The organism is Sorangium sp. So ce1153 (assembly GCF_051521595.1).
Lineage (GTDB): Bacteria > Myxococcota_A > Polyangia > Polyangiales > Polyangiaceae > Sorangium.
Genome location: NZ_CP150361.1, coordinates 13264516 through 13286012, shown reverse-complemented (window position 1 = coordinate 13286012; position 21497 = coordinate 13264516). Strand labels below are relative to the sequence as shown.

Sequence of the window (21497 nt, the reverse complement as noted above, 5' to 3'; positions counted from 1 at the left end):
GAGCGTCCATCATGGATGGGTTGACCGAGCTCTTCCGAATAAAGCTTGGCCGGTCATGGTTGATCAATCTATCAACGTTGATCCATGGATCCATCATGCACCAGGATGGACGCGCCTCGCGCGCCCCCCGGGTGGGTCCCCTCGCGCGGCCGCGGCCCTCGACAGGGGGGCGGGCCTTGCGCGACATTGCTCCGGTCCTCCCGACATCTCGCCACGCGCGCGACCTGCCTGCCACCATGAGCCCGAACGCCTCCCCCGCCCCCGCCCTCGCCCCGGATCTGGACGCCGGCGCTGCGCGCGAGCTCTGGCCGCTCGACCCGGCCGTCACCTTCCTGAACCACGGCTCGTTCGGCGCCTGCCCGCGCGCGGTGCTCGAGGCGCAGCAGCGCTACAGGGACCAGATGGAGCGCGAGCCCGTCCGCTTCTTCATCCGCGAGCTCGAGCCGCTGCTCGACGCCGCCCGCGGGGAGCTCGCCGCCTTCGTCGGCGCCGACCCCGAGGACGTAGCGTTCGTGCCCAACGCGACCGCCGGGGTCAACACCGTGCTGCGGTCGCTGTCGCTCGGGCCCGGCGACGAGCTCTGCGTCACCGACCACGGATACAACGCCTGCCGCAACGCGGTGGAGGCCGCCGCGGCCCGCGCCGGGGCGCGCGTCGTGGTCGCGCCGGTGCCGTTCCCCATCCAGGCGCCCGAGCAGGTGGTCGAGGCGGTGCTCGCGCGCGTCGGGCCCCGGACGCGGCTCGTCCTCGTCGACCACGTGACCAGCCCGACGGGGCTCGTGTTCCCGGTCGCCTCGCTCGCCTCCGAGCTCGCGGGGCGGGGCGTGGACCTGCTCGTCGACGGAGCGCACGCGCCCGGCATGGTGCCGCTCGACCTCCGCGCCCTCGGGGCAGCCTATTACACCGGCAACTGCCACAAGTGGCTGTGCGGGCCGAAGGGCGCGGCGTTCCTCCACGTGAGGCGCGACAGGCAGGGCGCGATCCGCCCGCTCACGATCAGCCACGGCGCCAACTCGCCGCGCACGGACAGGTCGCGCTTCCTGCTCGAGTTCGACTGGACGGGCACCGCCGATCCCAGCGCCGTCCTCTGCGTCGCGGACGCGATCCGCTTCATGGGCGCGCTCCTGCCCGGCGGCTGGCCCGCGCTCCGGGCGCACAACCGGGCGACCGCGCTCGCCGCCCGCGACCTCCTGTGCGAGGCGCTCGGCTGCCCGCCGCCGAGCCCCGACGCGATGATCGGCGCGCTCGCGACGGTGCCGCTCCCCGACGCGCCGTCCTCGCCGCTGCGCCTCGATCCGCTCCAGGACGCGCTCCTGGAGCGCTGGGGGATCGAGGTGCCTGTGTTCGCCTGGCCTGCGTCGCCCCGCCGGTGGCTCCGCATCTCGGCGCAGATCTACAACGGCAGGCCCGACTACGACCGGCTCGCGGCGGCGCTCTCGTCGCTGCTGTAGCGCGCGACGGGAGGGCCTGCCGGTGGCGTGGCCGCAGCGCCGGGGCGTGACGGCGCGGCGCTCCGCCGGGCCGTAGCGGCGCGCCCGCAGCGCCGGGGCGTGGCGGCGCGGCGCTCCGCCGGGTCGTAGCGGCGCGCCCGCAGCGCCGGGGCGTGGCGGCGCGGCGCTCGCCCGCAGCGCCGGAGCTCCGCCCCGGATCCGCGCCGCGCTTCTTGCGCCACCGCTCGCGGGAGCAGAGCGCGCGCGCCTCGCGAGCGGATAGGATGCGCGCCCCAAGGAGACACGATGCCACGCCGAGTCCTGGTCTTGTCCTCGCTTTGCTGCCTGGCCGTGGCGACCTTTGCGGTCGCGCCGTCCCTCGCGCAGCCCGTGACGCCTCCCCCGGCGACGGCCCCCGCTCCCGCCGCTTCCTCCGCGCCGGCGAGGACGCCCACCGCCCCCTCCGCACCGATGCCGACGCCCCCGGCGCCCGGCGCGCCGCAGCCGCCCGCGGCTCCCGTCCCGCCGGCGGCCGGCGCGCCCACGCCGGGAGCAGCCGCGCCTGCGCCCGGGGCAGGTGCGCCCGCGCCGGGAGCAGCCGCGCCGGGAGCAGCCGCGCCGGGAGCAGCCGCGCCGGGAGCCGCCGCGCCGGGAGCCGCCGCGCCGGGAGCGCCCGCGCCCGGGGCAGGTGCCGCCGCGCCCGGCGCGCCCGCGCCCGAGGCACAACCGACCGCGCCGGAAGGCGCAGCGCCGCCCCCGCCAGGCACCGCCGCGCCGCCTGCGGAGACGACGGGCGGTCCCGACGCGAGCCGGACGCGCAGCGCGCCCACGAACTGGACCTTGTCCCTCTCGGACGCCGAGCTGGGGCCGCCGCCCGCGCCCGAGCCCGAGCCAGGTGACGAGACGCTTAACCGGTCCAGCCTCCCGCTCGGCCGGCGCGGCGCAATCGGCGTGGAGACTTCGTCATTCACGGGCGGCGACAGCGACGTCTCCGGGCTCGCCATCGCCCTCTTCGCCCGCATGCCGTTCGCCGGGCATACCTTCCTCGATATCCGGGTCCCCTTCGGCCTCGCGATGGACGAGCGCACCGACGCCGTGCTCGGCAACGTGATGCTCGGTGCCCACCACATCGCTCGCGCGGGCCGGAGGCTCTGGCTCACGGTGGGCGGCGCCGTCGGGCTGGCGACGCTCTCTGGCCAGACCCAGCACCACAGCAGCTACGAGCCGGTCGGCGCGAGCCGGGCGTACTGGGACCTGCACGAGTACTTCCCGAGCATCCTCCCGATCCACGCGCGCCTCGGCGCCGAGGGCCACTTCGGCCCGCTGATCGCGCGCGCCCAGCTCGAGCCTGTGCTCTATATCCCGCTCGGCCGCAACAAGGAGTACGAGGTCGCGATCCAGCACGCCGCCGAGCTCCAGATCGGCCACGGCATCGGCGGCGGCCTGCGCGTGCAGGGCATGGCGCTGCCCACCTTCGACAACGTGAGCGTCCGCCACGCCGTCGCGCGCAACCTCTACGTCCTCGCCCTCGAGCCGTTCCTCACGATCGAGCGCAAGCTCACGTTCATCCGCGCGGGGCTGCTGCTCCCCTTCGACGAGGAGCTCGGCCCGCCGCTCGACCACACCTGGGGCTTCCGGTTCAGCGCGGGCGTCCACGTCGACTGAAGCCCGCGGCGGCGGGGGGCCGCGGCGGCGGGCGCGCGCCGGCTAGGCGCCCCGGGCGCGGGTCGCCTCGCCGATCGCGTGGGTGATGTGCCCCTCCAGCTCGCCCGCGGGCAGCTGCTCGGACTCCACGACGACAAGGCGTGCTCCCGCGTCCTCCGCGAGCAACTCGAACGTCCGCGGCGCGCGGTCGTGCAGGTGGCTCGGCAAGATGATCGCGAGCGGGCGGAGGCGAACGGCCACCGACCACGCCGACGCCGCCTCGCACGAGCGGACAAGGAAGCGTGCCCGCGCTGCAACCCTGCGGCAACGAGCCAGAAAATGGGGGCTGCAGTCGAGCGCCAGCACCATGGGAATCCTGATCAACTGACTGCTGCTACTAGGCGGCTCCGACATAGAAAGATGCTACTCCAGCGAAGCGCGATTGCGCGTCCTCTTATTCCGCATAACCGATACAGAGCTTTCCCGAAATAGAAAACAACAAGCTCGCCAGCTCATGTAAGCAGTCACGCGTTTGTTTGGTGTATTGGGTAACGTTCTGTGAACACAGGATGTTTGAAATGAACGCTGCGAGAACGGGAGCAGGCAGCGCACTACAGCCCACGACGGCGGCGCGCAAATTCCCCGGGAAACACGGGCGTCCTCGGCGCACCAGCGGCGCGTGAGGCCGTGTTCGTTCGCGCCTGGATGGAATGATGTACCGTGGACGGATGCGATCGTGACGGCCCGAGCGAGCGCACCGCGGCGAACGAGCCCCCGGCGCGAACGCAGGGACGAAGTCGGCGCGCAGGGAGTGGACGGTCGGGACGTAGGGTGTGCGGGCAGCAGCAACGGGACGCGTCGCACGAGAAGGCTCGATTTCGCGCATGGGCCTTGCGGGATCGGCGCAGCGGCGCGACGCCGTCTCCAGCGCGTCGAGGCTGGCGCACCGCAAGGGAGTTGGCGCGCCCACGGAAAGGAGATCCTGTGTCATCGCGACGCGCCAGGGCGCCGCGCCAGCGCCGCCGCGTGCCGGAGGCGACCTCCGGTCACAGCGACCCTCCCGCGTCGAGCGCCCGGAGCGCGCTCGCCCAGGCAGCGCCCCGGAGCGCGCGTGCGACATGCGCTCTTCCGCCAACCACCCTCTGCTCGTAGATTCCAGCGCTGGTGGCGCGCACGTCATGTTCCTCACAGTTGCTCGCGAGCGCGACCGCCCCGGTCCAAGGAGAAGTGTTTCGAACAGGTTGCGAGGCGCGCCGGCCGAGGCGCCGGCCCCCGGGGAGACCGCCCCTTCGCGCGGGGAGCGAAGCCGTCTCCCGGGCCGGCGGCTGCAGGGCAGGGGCGCCGGGAGAGGCAGAGAGAGGTGGCGGTGTCGAGCTGGCAGCCGCAATAAGGAGCCCACTCTATCATGTGTTCGCCCGGATAGAACAGGGCGAGGCACGCGGAGGCGATGGCGCCCAGCACGCCGACGCGAAGACGTCCCACAGACCGCCGGGTCGCCGATTCTGCGGTGGTGCTGGATTTTTACAGCCACGCGCGGCCGACGGCGGGCTGAGCCTCCGCGGGTGCGGCATAGATGAGCTGATCCTGCGATATCGTGGTTCAAGCCCAGGCAGGCGGCGCGCCGGTCCGGTGATGCCCTGACCCAGATAAAAAGTCCTCTCGGGAGATAGCTTGGTTAGAAAGGACACTAAACTTTGTCTCCGGCCCACCGTATGTCTGCTCGTCGGTGACACCACCCACCGGCGCGGATGTCGCTGAGCAGGTGGAGCCCTCGCCCTCGGCGGCGTTGCGAGCACGGTTGACCGGGCCGCCTTCCTCGGAAGCGGGGAGGGCGAGCGCGCCGGGCGGGTGTGAGGCGGCTCGCCCGGACGCCCGCGCGCCGCGCGGCGGCTTGGTCCAGACGCGAGCGCGCCGGGCGGGTGAGGCGGCTCGCCCGGAGGCGAGCGCGCCGCGCGGCGGCTCGCGGGCGGCCCGCTCGCCGGCAGGACGCTGGGGCGGTCGTGGTATATGCCGGCGCCATGGCGCAGGTCCACGGCGGCAGGCTCGTCTCGAAGGCCCTCGCGAGGCACGGGGTGACGCACCTCTTCACCCTCTGCGGCGGGCACATCCAGGCGATCTACGACGGGTGCCTCGATGAAGGGATCCGGGTCGTCGACGTGCGACACGAGCAGACAGCCGGCCACGCGGCCGACGGGTACGCGCGGGTGACCGGAAGGCCAGGGGTGTGCGCCGTCACCGCTGGGCCGGGCGTCACCGACGTGGTGACCGCCGTCGCCAACGCGCAGCGCGCCGGCGTCCCGATGGTGGTGATCGGCGGCGCCGGCCCGCGGGCCCTCGCCGACATGGGCTCGCTCCAGGACATGAACCACGTCGAGCTGATGCGCCCCATCTCGAAGTGGAGCGCCTCCGTCCCCTCGACCGACCGCATCCAGGAGTACGTGGAGTCGGCCTTCCGCGTCGCCCAGGCGGACGTGCCGGGCCCGGTCTTCCTCGAGATGCCGCTCGACCTCCTGATGAGCTTCGCGGGCGACGACGCGCCCGCCACCGCGCCCATGGCCCCGCCCCGGCCCGGGGGCGACCCGGCCGCCGTCGCGCGCGCCGCGGCGCTGCTGAGCGAGGCGGAGCGGCCGATGTTCATCGTCGGCAGCCAGCTCCGCTGGTCGCCGCGGCGGGACGCGCTGCGCCGCTTCGCCGACGCGGTGCAGGCGCCCTTCTACCTGAACGGCATGGCCCGCGGCGCGCTGCCGCACGCGCACCCCGGGCTGATGAGCCGCTCGCGCCGCTTCGCCCTGTCGCAGACCGACCTCTGCGTGGTGCTCGGGACGCCGTTCGACTTCCGGCTCGAGTACGGCCGCGCCATCAATCCGGCCGCGAAGGTCGTGCAGATCGATCTCGACGGCGCCGCGCTCGGCAAGAACCGCCGCGTCGACCTCGGGATCCACGCGGACAGCGGGGTCGCGCTGGAGCAGCTGCTCGCGGAGGTGCCCGGCAAGCGCGTCGAGGCGTGGCTCTCGGCCGTGCAACAGGCCGAGGAGCGGTCGCGCGCGAAGATGCTGGCGGAGATCGAGGGCGACAGCGACCCGCCGAACCCGCTGCGCGTCTGCGCGGAGATCGGCAAGCGGCTCGGCAAGGACGACATCGTGATCGGCGACGGGGGGGACTTCGTGGCCACGGCCGCGAACGTGCTGAAGCTCGAGTGGCCACAGCTCTGGATGGACCCAGGGCCGCTCGGGACCCTCGGGGTCGGCCCGGGCTACGCGATGGCGGCGAAGCTCGCGCGGCCCGAGGCGAACGTGGTGCTCGTGTACGGCGACGGCTCGTTCGGCTTCCACGCGCTCGAGTTCGAGGCGATGGCGCGCCAGGGCATCCCCGTCGTGAGCGTGATCGGCAACGACGCGGCGTGGACGCAGATCCGGCGGGGGCAGGTGGAGCTCTACGGCGAGGGCCGCGCGCCCGCGACGGCGCTCGACTTCACCCGGTACGACCGCGTGGTGGAGGCGCTCGGCGGCTTCGGGGCCTGCGTGGAGCGGCTGGAGGAGCTCGGGCCCGCGCTGGACGAGGCGTTCCGGTGCGGGAGGCCGGCGTGCGTCAACGTGAAGATCGCGAAGAGCGACTTCCGCAAGGGCGCGATCAGCGTCTGATCCCGTGGAGCTCCGGTTCATCTCCCCCGACCTGCAGAGCCTCGACGAGCTCGACTCCGAGGTGCTCGCGTGCGCCCCGTTCAGCGACGCGCTGCCCGCCCACGGCGTGGCCGGCCTCTGCGACTGGCGGCTCGGCGGCCGGATCTCGGATCTCACGCGGCAGGGCCTGATCACCGGCGAGCTCGGCGAGGTCGTCATGATCCCGTGCAAGCCGCGCATGGCGTTCGACAAGCTCGTCCTCTTCGGCGCCGGCCGGCGCGACGCGTTCGACGAGGCCGTCTTCCGCGACGTGGTGCGCCGGATGCTGGCGACCATGGGCGGGCTCTGCACGCGCGTCGCCGTGGTGGAGCTCCCGGGACGGCACGACGGGCTCATCCCCGCCGAGCAGGCGGCCGACGCGCTCCTCGACTGCGCGGGCAGGGAGCGCGGCGACAACGTGTGGACGCTGGTCGAGCGCGCCGAGGGCCGGCAGCAGATCACGCAGCACATGATCGAGCAGCGGCGCCGCGTGCGCCGGGCCCTTTGAAGCGCCGCGCGGCGTGGACGACGTCAGGCGGGCGTCTTCGGTAGATCGACGGTGAAGGTCGCGCCCTCGCCCGGGCGGCTCTCGACGTTGATCGTCGCGCCGAGCGCGTCCGCGATCTGCCGGACGATCCACAGGCCCATGCCGAAGCCGCTGTAGTTCTCGCTGGAGACGGCGCGCTCGAAGCGCTCGAAGATGCGCGCCTGCTGGTCCGGCGCGATGCCGATGCCGCGATCCCGCACCGTCAGGCGGGCGCGATCCCCGAGGTCCACGAGCTCGACGTCGATGGGCTTTCCGGCGCCGTACTTGATCGCGTTCGAGAGGAGGTTCGTGACGATCTGGTCGAGCCGGAGGCGATCCCACCGGCCGGCGAGCGAGGCGGGGGACGAGAGGTTGACCGGGCAGCCCGCGGCGGCGAGCTCCTCGCGGAAGCGGTCGAGCGCGTCGTTCACCGTGGCCGCGAGGTCGACGTCCTCGAGCTCGAGCTGCAGGCGGCCCGCGGAGATGCGCGAGATGTCGAGCAGGTTCGTGATCAGCCGCGCGAGCCGCTCGACCTGGCGCTTGATCATCTCCAGCCGCGGCGTCGCGCGCTCGGCGGTGAGGCCGCCGCGCTTGCCGGCGCGCAGGAGGCCGTCGACCTGCAGCTGCATGGGCGTGAGCGGCGTGCGGAGCTCGTGGGACGCGATCGTGAGGAAGTCGTCGCGCGCGCGCACCGCGAGCTGCGCCTCCCGGTAGAGCCGGGCGTTGTCGACGGCGAGGGCGGCGCGCCGCGCGAGATCCTGCGCGAGATCGAGGTCGACGGGGTCGTAGCGCCGGTGCGTGGAGGCGAACGAGAGCGTGCCCAGCGTGCGGCCGCGCGCGGTCAGCGGGACCACGAGGTGCGAGGCGAGCGAGAGCGAGCGCAGCGCCTCGTAGTGCGCCTGATCGAAGGAGATCGCGCGGACGAACGAGTCGGTCACCTTCGGGATGAGCTCCGGCTGCGCCGTGCGCAGGACCTTGCCGATGCCGCGCGCGGCGGAGTCGGCCGTCAGCTTGCCGAGGAGCTCGGTCGCCGCCGCCATGGAGGGATCCGCGTGCGCGGTCACCTGGCGCTCGATCGCGCCGGACTCGTCCTGCAGGAGGAGCACGCAGATCGACGCGAAGTCGGGGAGCGCGACGCGGACCACGCGCCGCAGCGTCTCCTCGAAGTCGAGCGACTCGCCGAGGATCTGCCCGGCCGAGACGAGGATGCGCTGGGCCTCGTGGACCCGGCGGCGCTCGGTCACGTCCCGGGTGACCTTCGCGAAGCCGCGGAGGCGCCCCGCCTCGTCGAAGAGGACGCTGATGACCTCGTTCGCCCAGTAACGCGTGCCGTCCTTGCGGACGCGGTAGCCCTCCTGGACCGAACGGCGGGTCTCCACGGTGTCGTCGAGCTCGGCGGCGGGCCTGCCGAGCTCGACGTCCTCCGGCGGGTAGAGGATCGAGCAGTGACGGCCGATGACCTCGTCGGCGCGGTAACCGTTGATGCGCTCAGCGCCCGGGTTCCAGCTGGCGATGCGGCCCGCGGGGTCGAGCATGAAGATGGCGTAGTCCTGGACGCCCTCCACGATCAGGCGGAATCGCTCCTCGCTCTGCTTGATGCGCCGGTCGGCGCGCGCCTCGGCCGCCTCCATCTCCCGGCGCAGGAGGAGCTCGCGCATCCTGCGGTTCTCGTCCTCGTAGTGCTTGCGGCGCAGCTGGGCGCGCAGGCGCGCCTTGAGCACCGTGAACTCGCCCGACTTCGTGACGAAGTCGTCGGCGCCGGCCGAGAGGGCGTCGAGGATCGCCTTGTGGTCGTCGCGGCCGGTGAGGATCAGCAGCGGGATGGGCCGCCACGCGGCGTTCGCCTTGATGCGGAGGCACGTGGCCGGACCGGAGAGGCCCGGCATCACCATGTCGAGCACGATGCCGTCGACGCGCGCCGACGTGAGCCGCGCGAGCGCCTCTTCCCCCGAGTGGGCGAGCACCGGGACGTAGCCCTCGTCGCGCATCGCCGCCGCGACCTGGTGCAGGTACGTGGGGCTGTCGTCCACGACCAGGATGCGGGGAGGCGGCGTGTCCGCTGGCCGGTTCATGGACGCCTCCCGCGCGGGCTCCGGTCAGCGAGGGCGGCCGCCGCGGCGAGGCGCACGGGGCTGGTCATGCCGGCGCGGCACCCGCCGAACACCCTCCGTGGCGCGCCCACCCTCATTGGCCACCCGTGCAGGTTGGCATGCGTTCTCCCCCGGCCGACGCCAAAAGCCTACCTGGCCCGTTGCACTTTGCGTACAGCATCCTCTTCCAACAGACGCCGGCCGCTCGCAACGTTGCGTCCCTCGACCGCTCACCGGGATCCCAGCAGTAGCGCAGCCGATGCGCTTCGTTAGTCCGGGCTGTCCGGAACGGTCGTACGGAAGAATCCAAGGCATAAACCAGGCAAATCTCGATTGACAGGAGGCGCATCGTTGCGCGATGTGCACCGAGTCGAGAGCCAGGTTCGACAGGCGACGACCGTCGCTCACGGGCGGCGCGCCTCCCCGCGACAGGGCGTGAGCGCGCGGCGCGGAGCTCATCGCGTGGCTGGATTCCCGGATGAGCGTCAATCGAGCGGCAGCGCGGGGGAGCGTAGAAGATGGCGAGTCCGTCACCCCTCGTCGATGAGCTCGAGCATCGTGGCGCGCGCCGGTCCGCCGGCGGGTAGCCAGCGGCAGAGCTCGTCGACGCCGACCTCGTCGACGACCCGGCGGAGCTCGGCGCGCGCGGCGGTGAGCTCGCCCCGCGCGGCGAGCGCGTGCGCCCGGGTGATGCGGTAGCGCTGGCGCACCTCGGCCGGCTCGCCCCGCTCGCCGTCGCGGCGGCCGACGAGGGAGAGCGCTCCCTCGACGTCGCCCGTGCGCACGAGCACCGCGGCGCGCGCGCCCCGCACGAGCGGACGCACCGACGCCGGCGCGCGATCCTCGTCGAGGTCGTCGAGGAGCCGCGTGGCCGCGCCGAGATCGCCAGCGCAGAGCTGCCACTGGGCGAGGTTGCTCAGGAGCAACACGCGCACCTGCGGGAGTATCCAGTTCGGTGGGATGTCGCGCAGGGAGGCGGCCGCGGCCTTGTAGTTCCCCTCCCACGCGAGCGACTGGCCGACGACCTGCGCGGCGTAGGCGTAGATGATCCGGGGATCGCCAAGGTGGCTCGGCGGCGCCGCGGCGGGAGCCACGGCCGGGCGCGCGGCCGGCGGCTGCGGCGGCTGAGCCGGGCCCGGCGCGCTCGTCGTCGCGGCGAGGCGGGCGCGGCGCTGGCTCATCCGGCGGGCTCCTCGGGCGGTCCGGCGGCGCGCGCGACCTGGTCGGGGCGGACCGAGGCGGGGTCGAAGCGCTGCGCCGCGGCCAGCATCTTGTTGAGCGTGGGCTCGAACGGCGCGTCCGGAGACCGCTGGAAGCGGAGCGGGTTGATGCGGGCCACGACGAACGCCTTCAGGTAGGGGCTCTCGAAGCCGCGCGCCCTGAGCCCGTCGACGGCCTGCGCGACAGCGTCGTCGAGCGCGAGGAGGAGGTCGGCCCGCGCCTTGCGGGTCTCGAGCGCCTCCGGGAGCGGCTCGTCGAGGAAGCGGTCGATGTGCCGGAGGACCGACTGGTAGGCGCCGCCCGAGAAGCGCGGGCGCCGCTCGTAGCAGAGGCCGAGCGTGAGCAGGCTCGGCTCCTCGAACTCGAGGCGGAACTCGTGCTCGGGCCGCGGATCGAGATCCGCGAGGGAGCGCGCCATCCGCGTCACCTCGAGCGCCTTCTCGCGGATGTTGTGCGCCTTCTCGGTGTTGAGGGCGAGGATGCGGTAGGCGACCCGCTCGTCCGGCAGCACGAGCGCGACGGCGCTCTTCGCGCCGAGGCGCGTGAGCGCGGCGCGCCGGTGGTTGCCGTTTGGCGTCCAGTACCTGCCCTCGCCGGGCGCGGCGGGCGCGGCCCGGCCCGGCCCGGACGAGAGCGGGGTGCGCACCGCGATGATGGGGTCGAGGAAGCAGTCGAGCTTGTCGATGACCTCGCCGAGGCGCGCGACGTGCGCCTCCGAGAGGTCGCGCTGGAACGGCGTGGGCTCCACCCGGTCGAGCGGCAGGCCGGCGAGGATCGCCCACGCGCCGCCGACCGGCTCGCGGTAGATCGCGAGCACGCTGCCGCCGTCGCTCCGGATCGCGTCGCCGAGGGCGGCGACCTCCGGCGGCGGGGCGCCGGCGGCGAGCTCGACGGCGCCGAGGCCGCGCGTGCCCGCGGCCGGTGCCGCCTTCTTGCGCCGCGCGCGGGCGGCAGGCGCGGCAGGCGCGGCCTTCGGCTCCCTGGGCGCCCGTGGCTTGGCTGTGCGTTTCGCGGCCATCGATCCTCCCTGGCGACCCCTGAGCATGCTCCGGGGATCGACCCTCCCTGGCGACCCCTGAGCATGCTCCGGGGATCGACCCTCCTCAGCGACCCCTGAGCATGCTCCGGGGATCCGCGCTCGTCCCCCCTCTCATGGTGTCGGCGATCGCCTGGTAGAAGCGCTCGAGCCGCTGGTCCGCGGCGTGGAACACGGTCCCCTCCGGGTACCTGCCGTCCGCGTTGGCGACGCCCGCAGGGACGCCGGTGATGATCTCGGTACCCTCCTCGACCGTGCTCACCTCGTAGACGTGGAAGCGGCCAGCCTCGATCGCGGTGATGACGTCGCCGCGCAGCATGAGCGCGTCGCGGTTCGCGCTCGGGATCAGCACCCCCTGCTCGCCCGTCAGGCCCTTGGCCGCGCACAGGTCGAAGAAGGCCTCGATCTTCTCGTTGATGCCGCCCACGGGCTGGATGCTCCCCTGCTGATCGATGCTGCCCGTGACGGCGAGCTCCTGCCGGATCGGGACGCCGGAGAGCGCCGAGAGGAGCGCGTAGAGCTCGCTCGAGGAGGCGCTGTCGCCCTCGATGGGCTCGTACGTCTGCTCGAAGACGAGCGAGGCGCCGAACGAGAGCGGGCGGCGCTGGGCGAACCGGGCGGCGAGGAAGCCCGTGAGGACGAGCACGCCCTTGCTGTGGAGCGGGCCGGACATCTCGACCTCGCGCGCGATGTTCACCGGGCCCTCGAGGCCCGGGTACACGACCGCGGTCACACGGCAGGGGCGGCCGAACGTCTGCGGGCCGTCGGAGAGCACCGAGATCGCGTTGACCTGGCCGACGTGCCGGCCGGTCACGTCAATGCGGATCGTCCCGTCGGAGAGCATCTCGTGCACGTGGTCGCGGAAATGGCTGCCGCGGCGGCGCGCCGACTCGAGCGCCTCGTGGACCTCGGGGCCGTCGACGACCTTGCGGCCGCGGCGCTGGGCGCGGTAGCCGGCCTCGGTGGCGACCTCGGCGATGAGCCCGAGCTGGGCGCTCACCTTGGTCTGGCTCTCCGCGAGCCGGCCGCCGTGGAAGAGCAGCGCGGTCACGCCGTCGGCCGTGATCGGCGGCAGGTCGCGATCGTGCGCGAAGCCGGCGAGGAACGCGGGGTACGTGAGGAGCGCCTGGTCGAGCGAGATCGTCGTCTCGAAGCGCGCCTGCACCTTGAAGAGCTGCGAGAACTCGGGATCGGCGTCGTGGAGGTCCTGGTAGAGCTGCGGGTTCGTGACGAGGACGACCTTCACGTCGATCGGGATCGGCGGGAACAGCAGCTCCTCGGCGGTGCCGCGGAAGTACGAGGGGTTGTGCTCGGGGACGATGAACTTGCCCGCGAGCAGGCAAGCCTTGAGCTGCTCGTAGAGCGCCTCGTTCTTGAGGAGCGCGCCCGCGGGCAGGATGAGGAAGCCGCCGGCCGCCTGGTGGAGCGCGCCCGCGACGGCGAAGCCGGGCTCGGGCGGGAAGCCGGAGTCGGGCGGCGCGTGCGTGCGGCCGAAGAGGGCGCTCAGCGTGGGGTAGGGGACCTCGACGACGGGCGCGCCGGAGTCGGGCGTGTGCTCGGTGAGCAGCGTCGGGACGACGACACCGCGCGGGAGCGTGGCGCCGCCCTCCTCGCCGCGCGCGTCGTCGACGAGCAGGCGGAACTCCTTCGACACGACGGTCTCGACGTCCGCGAGGAAGGCGCTGATGTCGTCGCGCCCCTCGAAGCGCGCGCGCACGGGCTGGAAGCAGCCCTTCACGCCGTCGCTGAGCAGCTGCTTCACGACGCCGCGCAGCTCGACGTCGGCCTCGTCCTGCACCGTGGCGAGCCGGATCTCGAACTCCTCGATGGAGCCGGCGACCGCGACGAGGGCCTCGCCGTTCGGCGCGCTCGTGGCGTCGTCGATCGCGGTGATCTGCACCTCGTCGTCCCCGCGGACGAGGTCGAGGCCGAGCTCGCGGGCGGCGGCCTTGAGCTGCTCCTCGAGCCGCCGCTCCTCCGCGTTGACGCGGCGCTGGATCTTGCCGCGCGCCTGCTTGAAGCGCTCGCCCTCCGTCGCGCCCCGCAGGGCGTCGACGAGCTTCTCGTGGAGCTCCTCCATCGCCTCGACGAAGGGGCGGCCCTCGCCCGGGGGGAGCGACAGGACCGTCGGCTCGCTCGGGCGGTGGGGGTTCGGCAGGAGGAGGATGTCGTCGGGCGTGGGGCGGCTCGCGGCGATGCGCTTCGCGGCGGCGCGGGCGCAGAACGTGCGGCCGGTGCCCGGCGCGCCGACGACGACGACGTGGAAGCGGGGCTGGCGGATGTCGAGGCCGAAGGCGAGCGCGGCGAGCGCGCGCTCCTGCGAGCCGATGCCCGCGGACAGAGGCGCGACCTCGTCCGTCGTGGAGAAGCGGAAGCTCTGGGGCTCGACGATCTTGCGGCACTCGCTGGCGGGCAGCTTCCGGGCGACCATGGCGGCGCACGATAGCGCCTTTCGCCGCCCGTTGGCGTGGAGCCCGCCCGGCGCGGCGCTCGCCGGCGCGGATCCGCGCCGAAGAGCGCGTGGCCGGCCGGCGAGCTGGTGCCCGCGCCGCGAGCTGGCGCCCGCGCCGCGAGCTGGCGCCCGCGCCGCGAGCTGGCGCCCGCGCCGCGAGCTGGCCGATGAGCGCGTCCTACCGCCGCAGGACCATCACCGGGCACGGGGCGCCGCAAAGCACGTCCCGGAAGACGCTGCCGTGGTGGTCGGCGAGCTGGCCGTGCCAGACCAGCACCACGAGATCGCTCGCCAGCTCGCCGGCGAACCGCAGGATCTCCGCCGCCGGCGCGCCCTTTCCGAGGAAGAACCGCGTGGAGACGTCGTGGGGGCAGTGGCCGATCGCGCTCAGGAAGCGGGCGAGGAACTCCTCGGTGAACGCGGGCCACTCGTGCTGGGGCTGGTCGACGTAGAGGGGCGCCACCATCGCGCCCGGCTCGGAGGGCACCGGCGTCGAGACGGGCGGCGCGTCCTCCTCGGTCCCCGTCCGCGGCGAGGCGCAGCCGACCATCACGATGTCGAGCTCGGCGCCGAGCTCGCGGGCGAGCTCCCCGGCCGGGGTGATCGCGGCGGCCGTGCTGGGGGTCCCGTCGAGCGGCAGCAGGATGCGCCGCAGCCGCGGTGGCGGCCGGTGCGCCGGGCCGATGACGACGACGCCGCACGCGGCCACCTCCAGCGCGCGCGCCGCGATCCGGCCGACGCCGAGGCGCTCGTCCGCGAGCTCCTCCGGCTCGGAGGCGACGACGACGAAGGCGGCCTCGTGGCCCTCCGCCGCCGACGCGAGCGCGCCGGGGAGGTCCTCGCTGGCGGCGACGCGCAGCACCACGCCGTGCAGCGCTTCCGGGGCGACCCCGAGGTGGGCGGGCACGTCGCCCGGCTCGATCGGCTCGGAGCACACGAAGAGCCCGTGCAGCGGCGCCCGGATCGCGCCGGCGATGACGCGCCCGAGCTCGACGGCGCCGATGTGGGCGCGGCGGCCGTGGAGCGCCACGAGCACGCTCCTGCTCCGCACCCCGCTCTCCGGTGAGGGCTCGTCGCTCGGCTCGCGCACCCCGCCACCTCCGACGCGCGGCCCGAGCCCCGGGGCCGGCTCGGAAGGCGCTCCGCGTCCGCCGGGCGATCCATCGCGCGCCGCGCTTCTCATGTCGTGACCTCCTCCCATGAATGGAACCTGCCGCCGATCCGCCGCGCGGCGTAGCGGCGGCCTGGCTCGGCCAGCACGGCGCAGGCGGGCGCGCTCGCGTCGAGCGCGCAGATCGGCAGGGGCGCGCTCCCCTCGATCGCGACCTCGATCGCGTCGGCCTCCACGTGGATCTCGAGCGCGCGGCCCCGCCAGAAGATCGGGATCTTGAGGTGCCGCCAGGCGGGCAAGAGGTGCGGCTCGATCCCGAGCGCCTCGTCGTCGGCCGGGAGCGGGGGCGCGTGGGGCTGCCCGTCCGGACGCCGCGGCACCCGCGTGACGCCGGCGACGCCGAAAGCGACCGCCTGCCAGAGGCTGCCCATCGCGGCGATGTGCACGCCGCCCGCGGCGTTGCCCATCGTGTTGCCGAGGTCGATGTCGGCGGTCTGGTCGAAGTAGCGCTCGGCGAGCGCGTGGAGGTCGAGCCGGGCGGCGACGAGCGCGTGGGCGCCCGGGCTGAGCGAGCTGCCGTGGGCGGTGCGGGGCTCGTAGTAGAGGAAGTTGTCGCGCCGCGCGCCCGCGGGCACCGCGCTCCAGAGCAGTGCGAGCAGCTGCACGACGTCGGCCTGCTTGACCACCTGGCAGGCCTGCGTCCGCTCGCGCCCGAGCAGCACGTCGACCGGCGCGCTGCGCACGGCGTAGTCGGCGATGGCGAACGGCGCGAGGCGGAAGTAGCCCGCGAACTGCTCGATCAGGCCGGTCTCCGGGTCGACGCCGAGGACCATCCGGTCCGCGACGTCGCGCCAGCGGTCGACCTCCTCGGGCCTGAGGTCGAGCCGCGCGAGCACGTCGTCTCGCGCGCCGCCGCGCCGGACCGTCGCCGCGGCGGCGCGCAGGTTGTACCGCGCCATCCAGTTCGTGAAGGCGTTGTCGTCCACGGCCTCGTGGTACTCGTCGGGCCCGATGACCCGCCGGATGTGGGCGCGGCCGTCCGGCCCGAGCTCGGCGCGGCTCGCCCAGAAGCGCGCCGTCTCGATCAGGATCTCGGCCCCCTCGCCGCGCGCGAAGTCGAGATCGCCGGTCGCGCGGCCGTAGGCGTGCGCCGCGTAGGCGACGTCGGCGCTGATGTGGTGCTCCTGCTCGCCGGAGAGCACCCGCATCACCTCGCCGAACGGCGTGACGACGAGCGGCGGCGTCGTCTCGTCGCCCGTGTCGGCCGACTCCCACGCGTAGAGCGCGCCGTCGTAGCCGAGCGCCTTCGCCTTGCGCCGCGCGCCCGGGAGCGTGCGGTGCCTGTAGAGGAGCAGCGCGCGGGCGGCCTCGGGGTAGCAGTGCGTGTAGAAGGGGACGAGGAAGATCTCGGTGTCCCAGAAGACGTGGCCGCGGTACGCCTCCCCGCTGAGCCCGCGGGCGCCGATCGAGCAGCGCGGGTCGTCCGGGTTGGCGGCGCCGATGAGGTGGTACAGGGCGAACCGGAGCGCCCGCTCGATCTTCGGGGCGCCGTCGATCTCGACGTCGGCGCGACGCCAGCGCTCCGCCCACGCCCGCGCGTGCTCGCCGAGCAGGTCGTCCATGCTGCGGCTCGAGAGCTCCGCCTGGAGCGCCTCGCCCGCCCGGCGCGGCGCGGGCGTGTCGCGCGACGTGTGCAGCGTCGTCGTCCGGAAGAGGCGGCGCCGCTCGGCGACGCGGACGCCGACGTCGCAGCGCTCGGCGATCGAGCGCGCGCCTTCGGTGCGCTCGCAGCGCGCGCCCTCGGGCGCGTCGGCCGGGGGCGCGCCCTCGGGCGCGTCGGCAGGCGGCGCGCGCTCCGGGAGCACGCGCAGGTGCGAGGTCATGGCCGTGACGAGCCTGCCGTGCGTGCGCCCGACGAGGAGCAGGCTCGTCGCGCTCGCGTCCGCCGAGAAGCGCTCCCAGTGCGCCGCGCCGCTCGCGCTCTTCACGTCGCCGCTCAGGATGGCGTCGACGCGGATCGTGCCGGTGAAGTTCAGCGGGGCGACGCTGACCGCCTCCAGGAGGACGTGGCGGTTCGCGAGCGACGCGGCGTGGAGCGTGTGCAGGTGCGCGATGTGGCCGCCCTCGCCGCGCCGCAGGCAGTCGCGCAGCAGGACGCCGCGCCGCAGGTCGAGGTGGCGCCGGTGGCAGAGGACGCCGCTCGTCTCCGCGGAGAACGACTCGCCCTCGATGGCGACGCTCAGCCGGCCCCAGTCGGGGGCGATCACGAGCTCCGGGACGCGGCTCACGTCGGCCGAGGGCTCGAACGCGCCCGCGATGAACGTCGCCGGCCGCGACACGCTCGAGCCCTCCGCGAGCGACGCGCGCGAGCCGAGGTAGCCGTTGGCGATCGCGAGCAGCGACTCGATCTCGTGCTCGCGCGCGACGTCGAACCCCGGCTCGTCGATGACCCACGCGGCGTCGCGCGGCGCCGCGTAGGGGCCGAGCTCCTGGTCGAGCTCCCGCTGGAGCGCGAGGATGTCGCAGAGCCGCTGCGGGCCCGCCGTCGCGTGGACCGCGCCCGCGAGCTCCGGCGCGTCGCGGAGCCCGCGCCCGTCGGCGGACGCGGGCGCCGGCGCGCCGGCGCCCGTATCCGGCGAGATCGCGAGCCGATCGCGCGGCTCGATGCGGAGCGGCGCGATCACCTGCGTGAGCAGCGCCCCGAGCGCGGAGCGGCCCCCCGGATCCGCCTCGGCGGAGAGCGCGACCGCGCGGCCGCGGCGATCGAAGCCGTGGAGCGCCGCGCCCCCGAGCGCGCCGAGGAAGAGCCGCCTGCGGTCGTCCACGCGCCCGCCGCGCCCGCCGTGCGCGCCGTCATCGAGCCGCCGCGCGAGGTCGAGCGCGGCGCCGCCTTCGGCGAGGAGCGCCACGCGCACCCCCATCGCGAGCAGCGCGTCGATCAGCGCCGCCGCGCGGTCGGCCGCTTCCGCGAGGAGGCTCCCGTCGATCGCGATGAAGCGGAAGCGGTGGTGCAGCTCCGCAGGCAGCCTGGTCGTGGCCGCCGGCGCGCTCGCCGGGGCGGGGCTGCTCGGCCCGCCTCGCGCCAGGAAAGGCGCGCTGTCTGGCCTGGGCGCGCTGTCTGGGAACGACGACATCCTCGGCTTCCCCCCGCGCGGGGTACGCGAGGACCGTGCCGCCGCGCCTGTGCAGGCCGGGATCAGCGAGGGCGGCGGCGCGCTAGCGCTGCACGGCGCTCGTGAGCCGATCGAGCACCACGAGGAGCCGGTCGACGTCGAACGGCTTCGCGAGCACGCCGGCCACGGCGCCGCGGACGCTGGGCTCGCTCACGCCGGAGAGCAGCAGGACGGGCACGTCGACGCCCGCGGCGGCGAGCGCGGTCAGGAACTCCTCGCCGGTCATGTCGGGCATCACGTAGTCGAGCAGCACCGCTCGAGGCTGCGCGCCGCGGGCGAGGCGATCGAGCGCCTCGCGCGGCCGGGTGAAGCCCTGGACTCGGTAGCCCTCGTCGGAGAGCAGATCGATCAGCGACTCGACCAGCGCCGGATCGTCATCGACGACGAAGATCTCCGCGCCCCGCGGCGGCGAGGCGACGGCCGGGCTCGGGGACAGGCCCGACGGGCTCATCCGGTTTCTCTCGATCGCTGGCCTTTTCGGCGCATGAGGCGCGGGAAGGATACCAGACGGCCGCCGTGACGGCATGACGCGCGGGGGAGCAATTCGGAGTAAGCCGGCGTGACGGGGAGCGACCCGGAGCGATCCGGAGCGACCGGGAGCAGATCGCGTGGAGCAGTGCGTAACGCCTCCCACGCCGCGCATCTCCGCCGAGCCCAGAAACTCGCTCGGGACGGAGTTTTCCTTATCAATTGGGCTTGCCGCCGCGCCGCTGCTTGCAGATCGTTGAGCACCTGATACCCCTGTAAGGTTCCTCCCAGGACGACCTGAGCAGCTTGACTTGTACTGCTCATGGGTATCGAATTGTGGTCCGAAGGACATCCCAATCCCCCTGTGGTCATCATGGCGGAAACCCCTGCTAGCAAGCTGCACATTTACCTCATCGACGATCACCCGGTCGTTCGAGAAGGCTTCGCTCGAGCGCTCTCGGACGAGCCCGACATGGTCGTCGTGGGTCAGGCGGGGACGGCGGCCGACGCTCTCCGCGAGACGGCGAGCTGCAAGCCCGACGTCGTGCTCGTCGACCTCAACATCCCTGACCGGGACGGCATCGAGCTGCTCGGTGCGCTGAGAGCGCAGCTGCCGCAGGCGAAGCTCCTCGTCCTGAGCGGGTACGACGACGAGTTCCGCGTCGCCGAGGCGCTCCGCGCGGGAGCGCAGGGGTACCTCGTGAAGACCTCGAAGCTCGAGGAGGTCATCGAGGGCATCCGCCGGATCGCGACGGGCGGCGCGCCGCTCTCCTCGAGCATCGCGGGGGCCGTCGTGCGCGCGATGCGCAAGCCGGCGAGCGAGGGCTCCGGCGGCCTCGACGCGCTGACGCCGCGCGAGCGTCAGGTCCTGCGGCTGCTCGCGGCCGGCGTGTCGACGCGCGAGACGGCCGCGCGGCTCACGATCAGCCCGAAGACGGTGGAGACCCACCGCGTGCGCATCTACGCGAAGCTCGGCTGCAAGAGCGCGGTCGAGCTGACCCGCATCGCGGTCCGCACCGGGCTGATCGAGGCGTAAGCAGGCCGCGCTCGCGCAGGAGGCGCCGCTGCTCTCATCGGACGGGAGCGGGGCGCCTCGGCTTCTTCCTTCCCGGCACCGCCGCCTTCCCGGTCGCCTCCGGCGCCGCGCTCGCGCTCGAGCGGGCCTTCGCCTCCTCGAGCAGGCGATCGATCCGCACGCCGTCGATGGTGAGCCCATCGATCGTGCAGCCGACGATCTCGACGCCGCGGAGGTCCGACTCCTCGAAGCGGGCGCGGCGCAGGCTCACGTCGGACCAGCGGGTCGCCGCGGCGTCGGCGTTGTCGACGCGGGCGCCGGCGAGCGAGATGTCGTCGAGCGAGGCGCCGGCGAGGGTCGCGTTGTGGAGGCGAGCGCCGCGCAGGTCGACATCGTCGAGCTCGGCCTTCGTGAGCGCGACGTTGTGGAGGCGAGCGCCGCGCAGGTCTACGTCGTCGAGCTCGGCCTTCGTGAGCGCGACGTTGTGGAAGCGGGCGCCGCGCAGGTCGACGTCGTCGAAGTCGGCCCCGGCGAGCGTCGCGCCGCGGAAGCGCCCGGGCGCCGCGCAGGTCGACGGGGCGACCTGATCCTCCGCGGCGTCCTCGCTCGCCGGCGCGATGGGGGGCTTCTTGGCCATGGGTCCATGCTAGCGCTAGGCGCAGCCCGCGCGCTCGCGCGGCCCGGAGAGCCATGAACGCACCCGCCGGCTTCGTGCCCCACCACGCCCTCGTCACCGCGCCCTCCACATCGCCCGACCGGTGGATGCTCGTGCTGCACGGCATCTTCGGCTCGGGCGCCAACTGGCGCACCTTCATCCGGCGCCTCGCCGAAGCGCAGACCGCCGGCGGCGCGCCAGGCGCGCCCGGCCCCGCCGCGCGGCCGTGGGGCTTCATCCTGGTCGACCTGCGGGCCCACGGCATGTCGCAGAGCCCGCCCGCGCCGCACACCCTCGCGGCGGCCGCCGACGACCTGCTCCGGCTGGGCGATCGCCTCGGCCTCGACGTCCGCGGCGTGATGGGCCACTCGTTCGGCGGCAAGGTCGCGCTCGCGTACCTGGAGCGCCGGCCCGAGGGGATCGAGCGCGGCTTCATCCTCGACGCCGATCCGAGCGCCAGGCCCGCCGGCGAGAGCGGCTCGGAGAGCCCCGGCGTGCTCGAGCTGCTCCGCGCGATCCCGCAGCCGATCGCGTCGCGCGAGGCGTTCCTCGAGGCGGTGCAGACCGCCGGGTTCAGCCGCGGCATCGCGGAGTGGCTGGCGATGAACGTCCGCCGCGAGGGCGACGGCTTCCGCATCCGGCTCGACCTCGACGTCCTGAACGATCTGCTCACCGACTACTTCGCCCGCGATCTCTGGCACGTGCTGGAGGACATGGAGGGCGCGCCGGCCGGCGCGGGCGCCGAGGGGCGGCGCGTCCACGTGGTCCTCGGCGGCAGGTCCGCGTCGATCTCGCCGGCGTCGCGCGCCCGCTTCGAGGCGCTCTCGGCGCGCGCGCCGTGGCTCTCGGTCCACGTCCTCCCGCGCGCCGGCCACTGGCTGCACGTCGACGATCCAGACGGCCTCTTCGACGTGATCCGCGCGGCCCTGTAGGCGGCCCGCCGTCGGCCGCGCGGGCGAGCGCGCGCCGGCGATCCAGGCTTTCCGCCCTGCGCTCCATCCACTATCGATGAGCGGA

At 74.1% G+C, this 21497-nt stretch carries 15 protein-coding genes; 6 read left to right on the top strand and 9 right to left on the bottom strand.

Annotated elements, in window-relative coordinates:
• Positions 1–236 precede the first annotated feature (236 nt).
• Entirely contained in the window at positions 237–1451 is a 1215-nt protein-coding gene (locus tag WME85_RS48450; RefSeq protein WP_437831803.1) for an aminotransferase class V-fold PLP-dependent enzyme, read from the top strand.
• A gap of 930 nt (positions 1452–2381) precedes the next feature.
• On the top strand, positions 2382–3095 hold the full coding sequence (locus tag WME85_RS48445; RefSeq protein ID WP_437831800.1) for a hypothetical protein: 714 nt from the start codon (positions 2382–2384) through the stop codon (positions 3093–3095).
• 42 nt (positions 3096–3137) lie between these two features.
• On the opposite strand, the gene WME85_RS48440 is transcribed toward WME85_RS48445, so the two are convergent.
• Positions 3138–3458 (bottom strand): hypothetical protein, encoded by a 321-nt coding sequence (locus tag WME85_RS48440; RefSeq protein WP_437305838.1) that lies wholly within the window; start codon positions 3456–3458, stop codon positions 3138–3140.
• A 1634-nt stretch (positions 3459–5092) separates the two neighbouring features.
• On the opposite strand from WME85_RS48440, the gene WME85_RS48435 reads away from it, so the two are divergent.
• Both WME85_RS48435 and WME85_RS48430 read left to right on the top strand, forming a co-directional pair.
• Positions 5093–6715: a thiamine pyrophosphate-binding protein gene (locus tag WME85_RS48435; RefSeq protein ID WP_437831797.1), complete on the top strand. Its 1623-nt coding sequence runs from the start codon at positions 5093–5095 to the stop codon at positions 6713–6715.
• 4 nt (positions 6716–6719) lie between these two features.
• Positions 6720–7241, top strand: coding sequence for a M17 family peptidase N-terminal domain-containing protein (locus WME85_RS48430; protein ID WP_437305836.1), 522 nt, complete (start codon positions 6720–6722; stop codon positions 7239–7241).
• A gap of 23 nt (positions 7242–7264) precedes the next feature.
• On the opposite strand, the gene WME85_RS48425 is transcribed toward WME85_RS48430, so the two are convergent.
• The 7 genes from WME85_RS48425 to WME85_RS48395 form a co-directional block, all read right to left on the bottom strand.
• On the bottom strand, positions 7265–9331 hold the full coding sequence (locus WME85_RS48425) for an ATP-binding protein (RefSeq protein WP_437831794.1): 2067 nt from the start codon (positions 9329–9331) through the stop codon (positions 7265–7267).
• Between the two features lie 548 nt (positions 9332–9879).
• On the bottom strand, positions 9880–10530 hold the full coding sequence (locus tag WME85_RS48420) for a hypothetical protein (protein ID WP_437831791.1): 651 nt from the start codon (positions 10528–10530) through the stop codon (positions 9880–9882).
• On the bottom strand, positions 10527–11588 hold the full coding sequence (locus WME85_RS48415) for a chromosome partitioning protein ParB (RefSeq protein WP_437831788.1): 1062 nt from the start codon (positions 11586–11588) through the stop codon (positions 10527–10529). Before WME85_RS48415 ends, WME85_RS48420 begins: the two co-directional genes overlap by 4 nt.
• Positions 11589–11673: 85 nt before the next feature.
• Complete coding sequence (locus tag WME85_RS48410; protein WP_437831785.1) at positions 11674–14037, bottom strand: AAA family ATPase; 2364 nt, start codon at positions 14035–14037, stop codon at positions 11674–11676.
• A 199-nt stretch (positions 14038–14236) separates the two neighbouring features.
• Positions 14237–15241: a universal stress protein gene (locus WME85_RS48405; protein ID WP_437831782.1), complete on the bottom strand. Its 1005-nt coding sequence runs from the start codon at positions 15239–15241 to the stop codon at positions 14237–14239.
• Positions 15238–18303 (bottom strand): glycoside hydrolase family 65 protein, encoded by a 3066-nt coding sequence (locus WME85_RS48400; RefSeq protein ID WP_437831778.1) that lies wholly within the window; start codon positions 18301–18303, stop codon positions 15238–15240. The genes WME85_RS48405 and WME85_RS48400 overlap by 4 nt, the downstream gene beginning before the upstream one ends.
• An 82-nt stretch (positions 18304–18385) precedes the next feature.
• Entirely contained in the window at positions 18386–18793 is a 408-nt protein-coding gene (locus WME85_RS48395; protein ID WP_437831775.1) for a response regulator, read from the bottom strand.
• Between the two features lie 390 nt (positions 18794–19183).
• Here WME85_RS48395 and WME85_RS48390 point away from each other — a divergent pair, with 390 nt between their 5' ends.
• A complete protein-coding gene (locus tag WME85_RS48390) occupies positions 19184–19846 on the top strand; it encodes a response regulator (RefSeq protein WP_044970202.1) in 663 nt (220 codons plus the stop codon).
• 34 nt (positions 19847–19880) lie between these two features.
• Here WME85_RS48390 and WME85_RS48385 read toward each other — a convergent pair whose 3' ends face one another.
• Positions 19881–20462, bottom strand: a complete 582-nt coding sequence (locus tag WME85_RS48385; RefSeq protein WP_437831773.1) for a pentapeptide repeat-containing protein — start codon at positions 20460–20462, stop codon at positions 19881–19883.
• A 53-nt stretch (positions 20463–20515) separates the two neighbouring features.
• Between WME85_RS48385 and WME85_RS48380 the strand changes: the two genes are divergently transcribed.
• Positions 20516–21412, top strand: a complete 897-nt coding sequence (locus WME85_RS48380; protein WP_437831770.1) for an alpha/beta fold hydrolase — start codon at positions 20516–20518, stop codon at positions 21410–21412.
• The last annotated feature ends 85 nt before the right edge of the window (positions 21413–21497 follow it).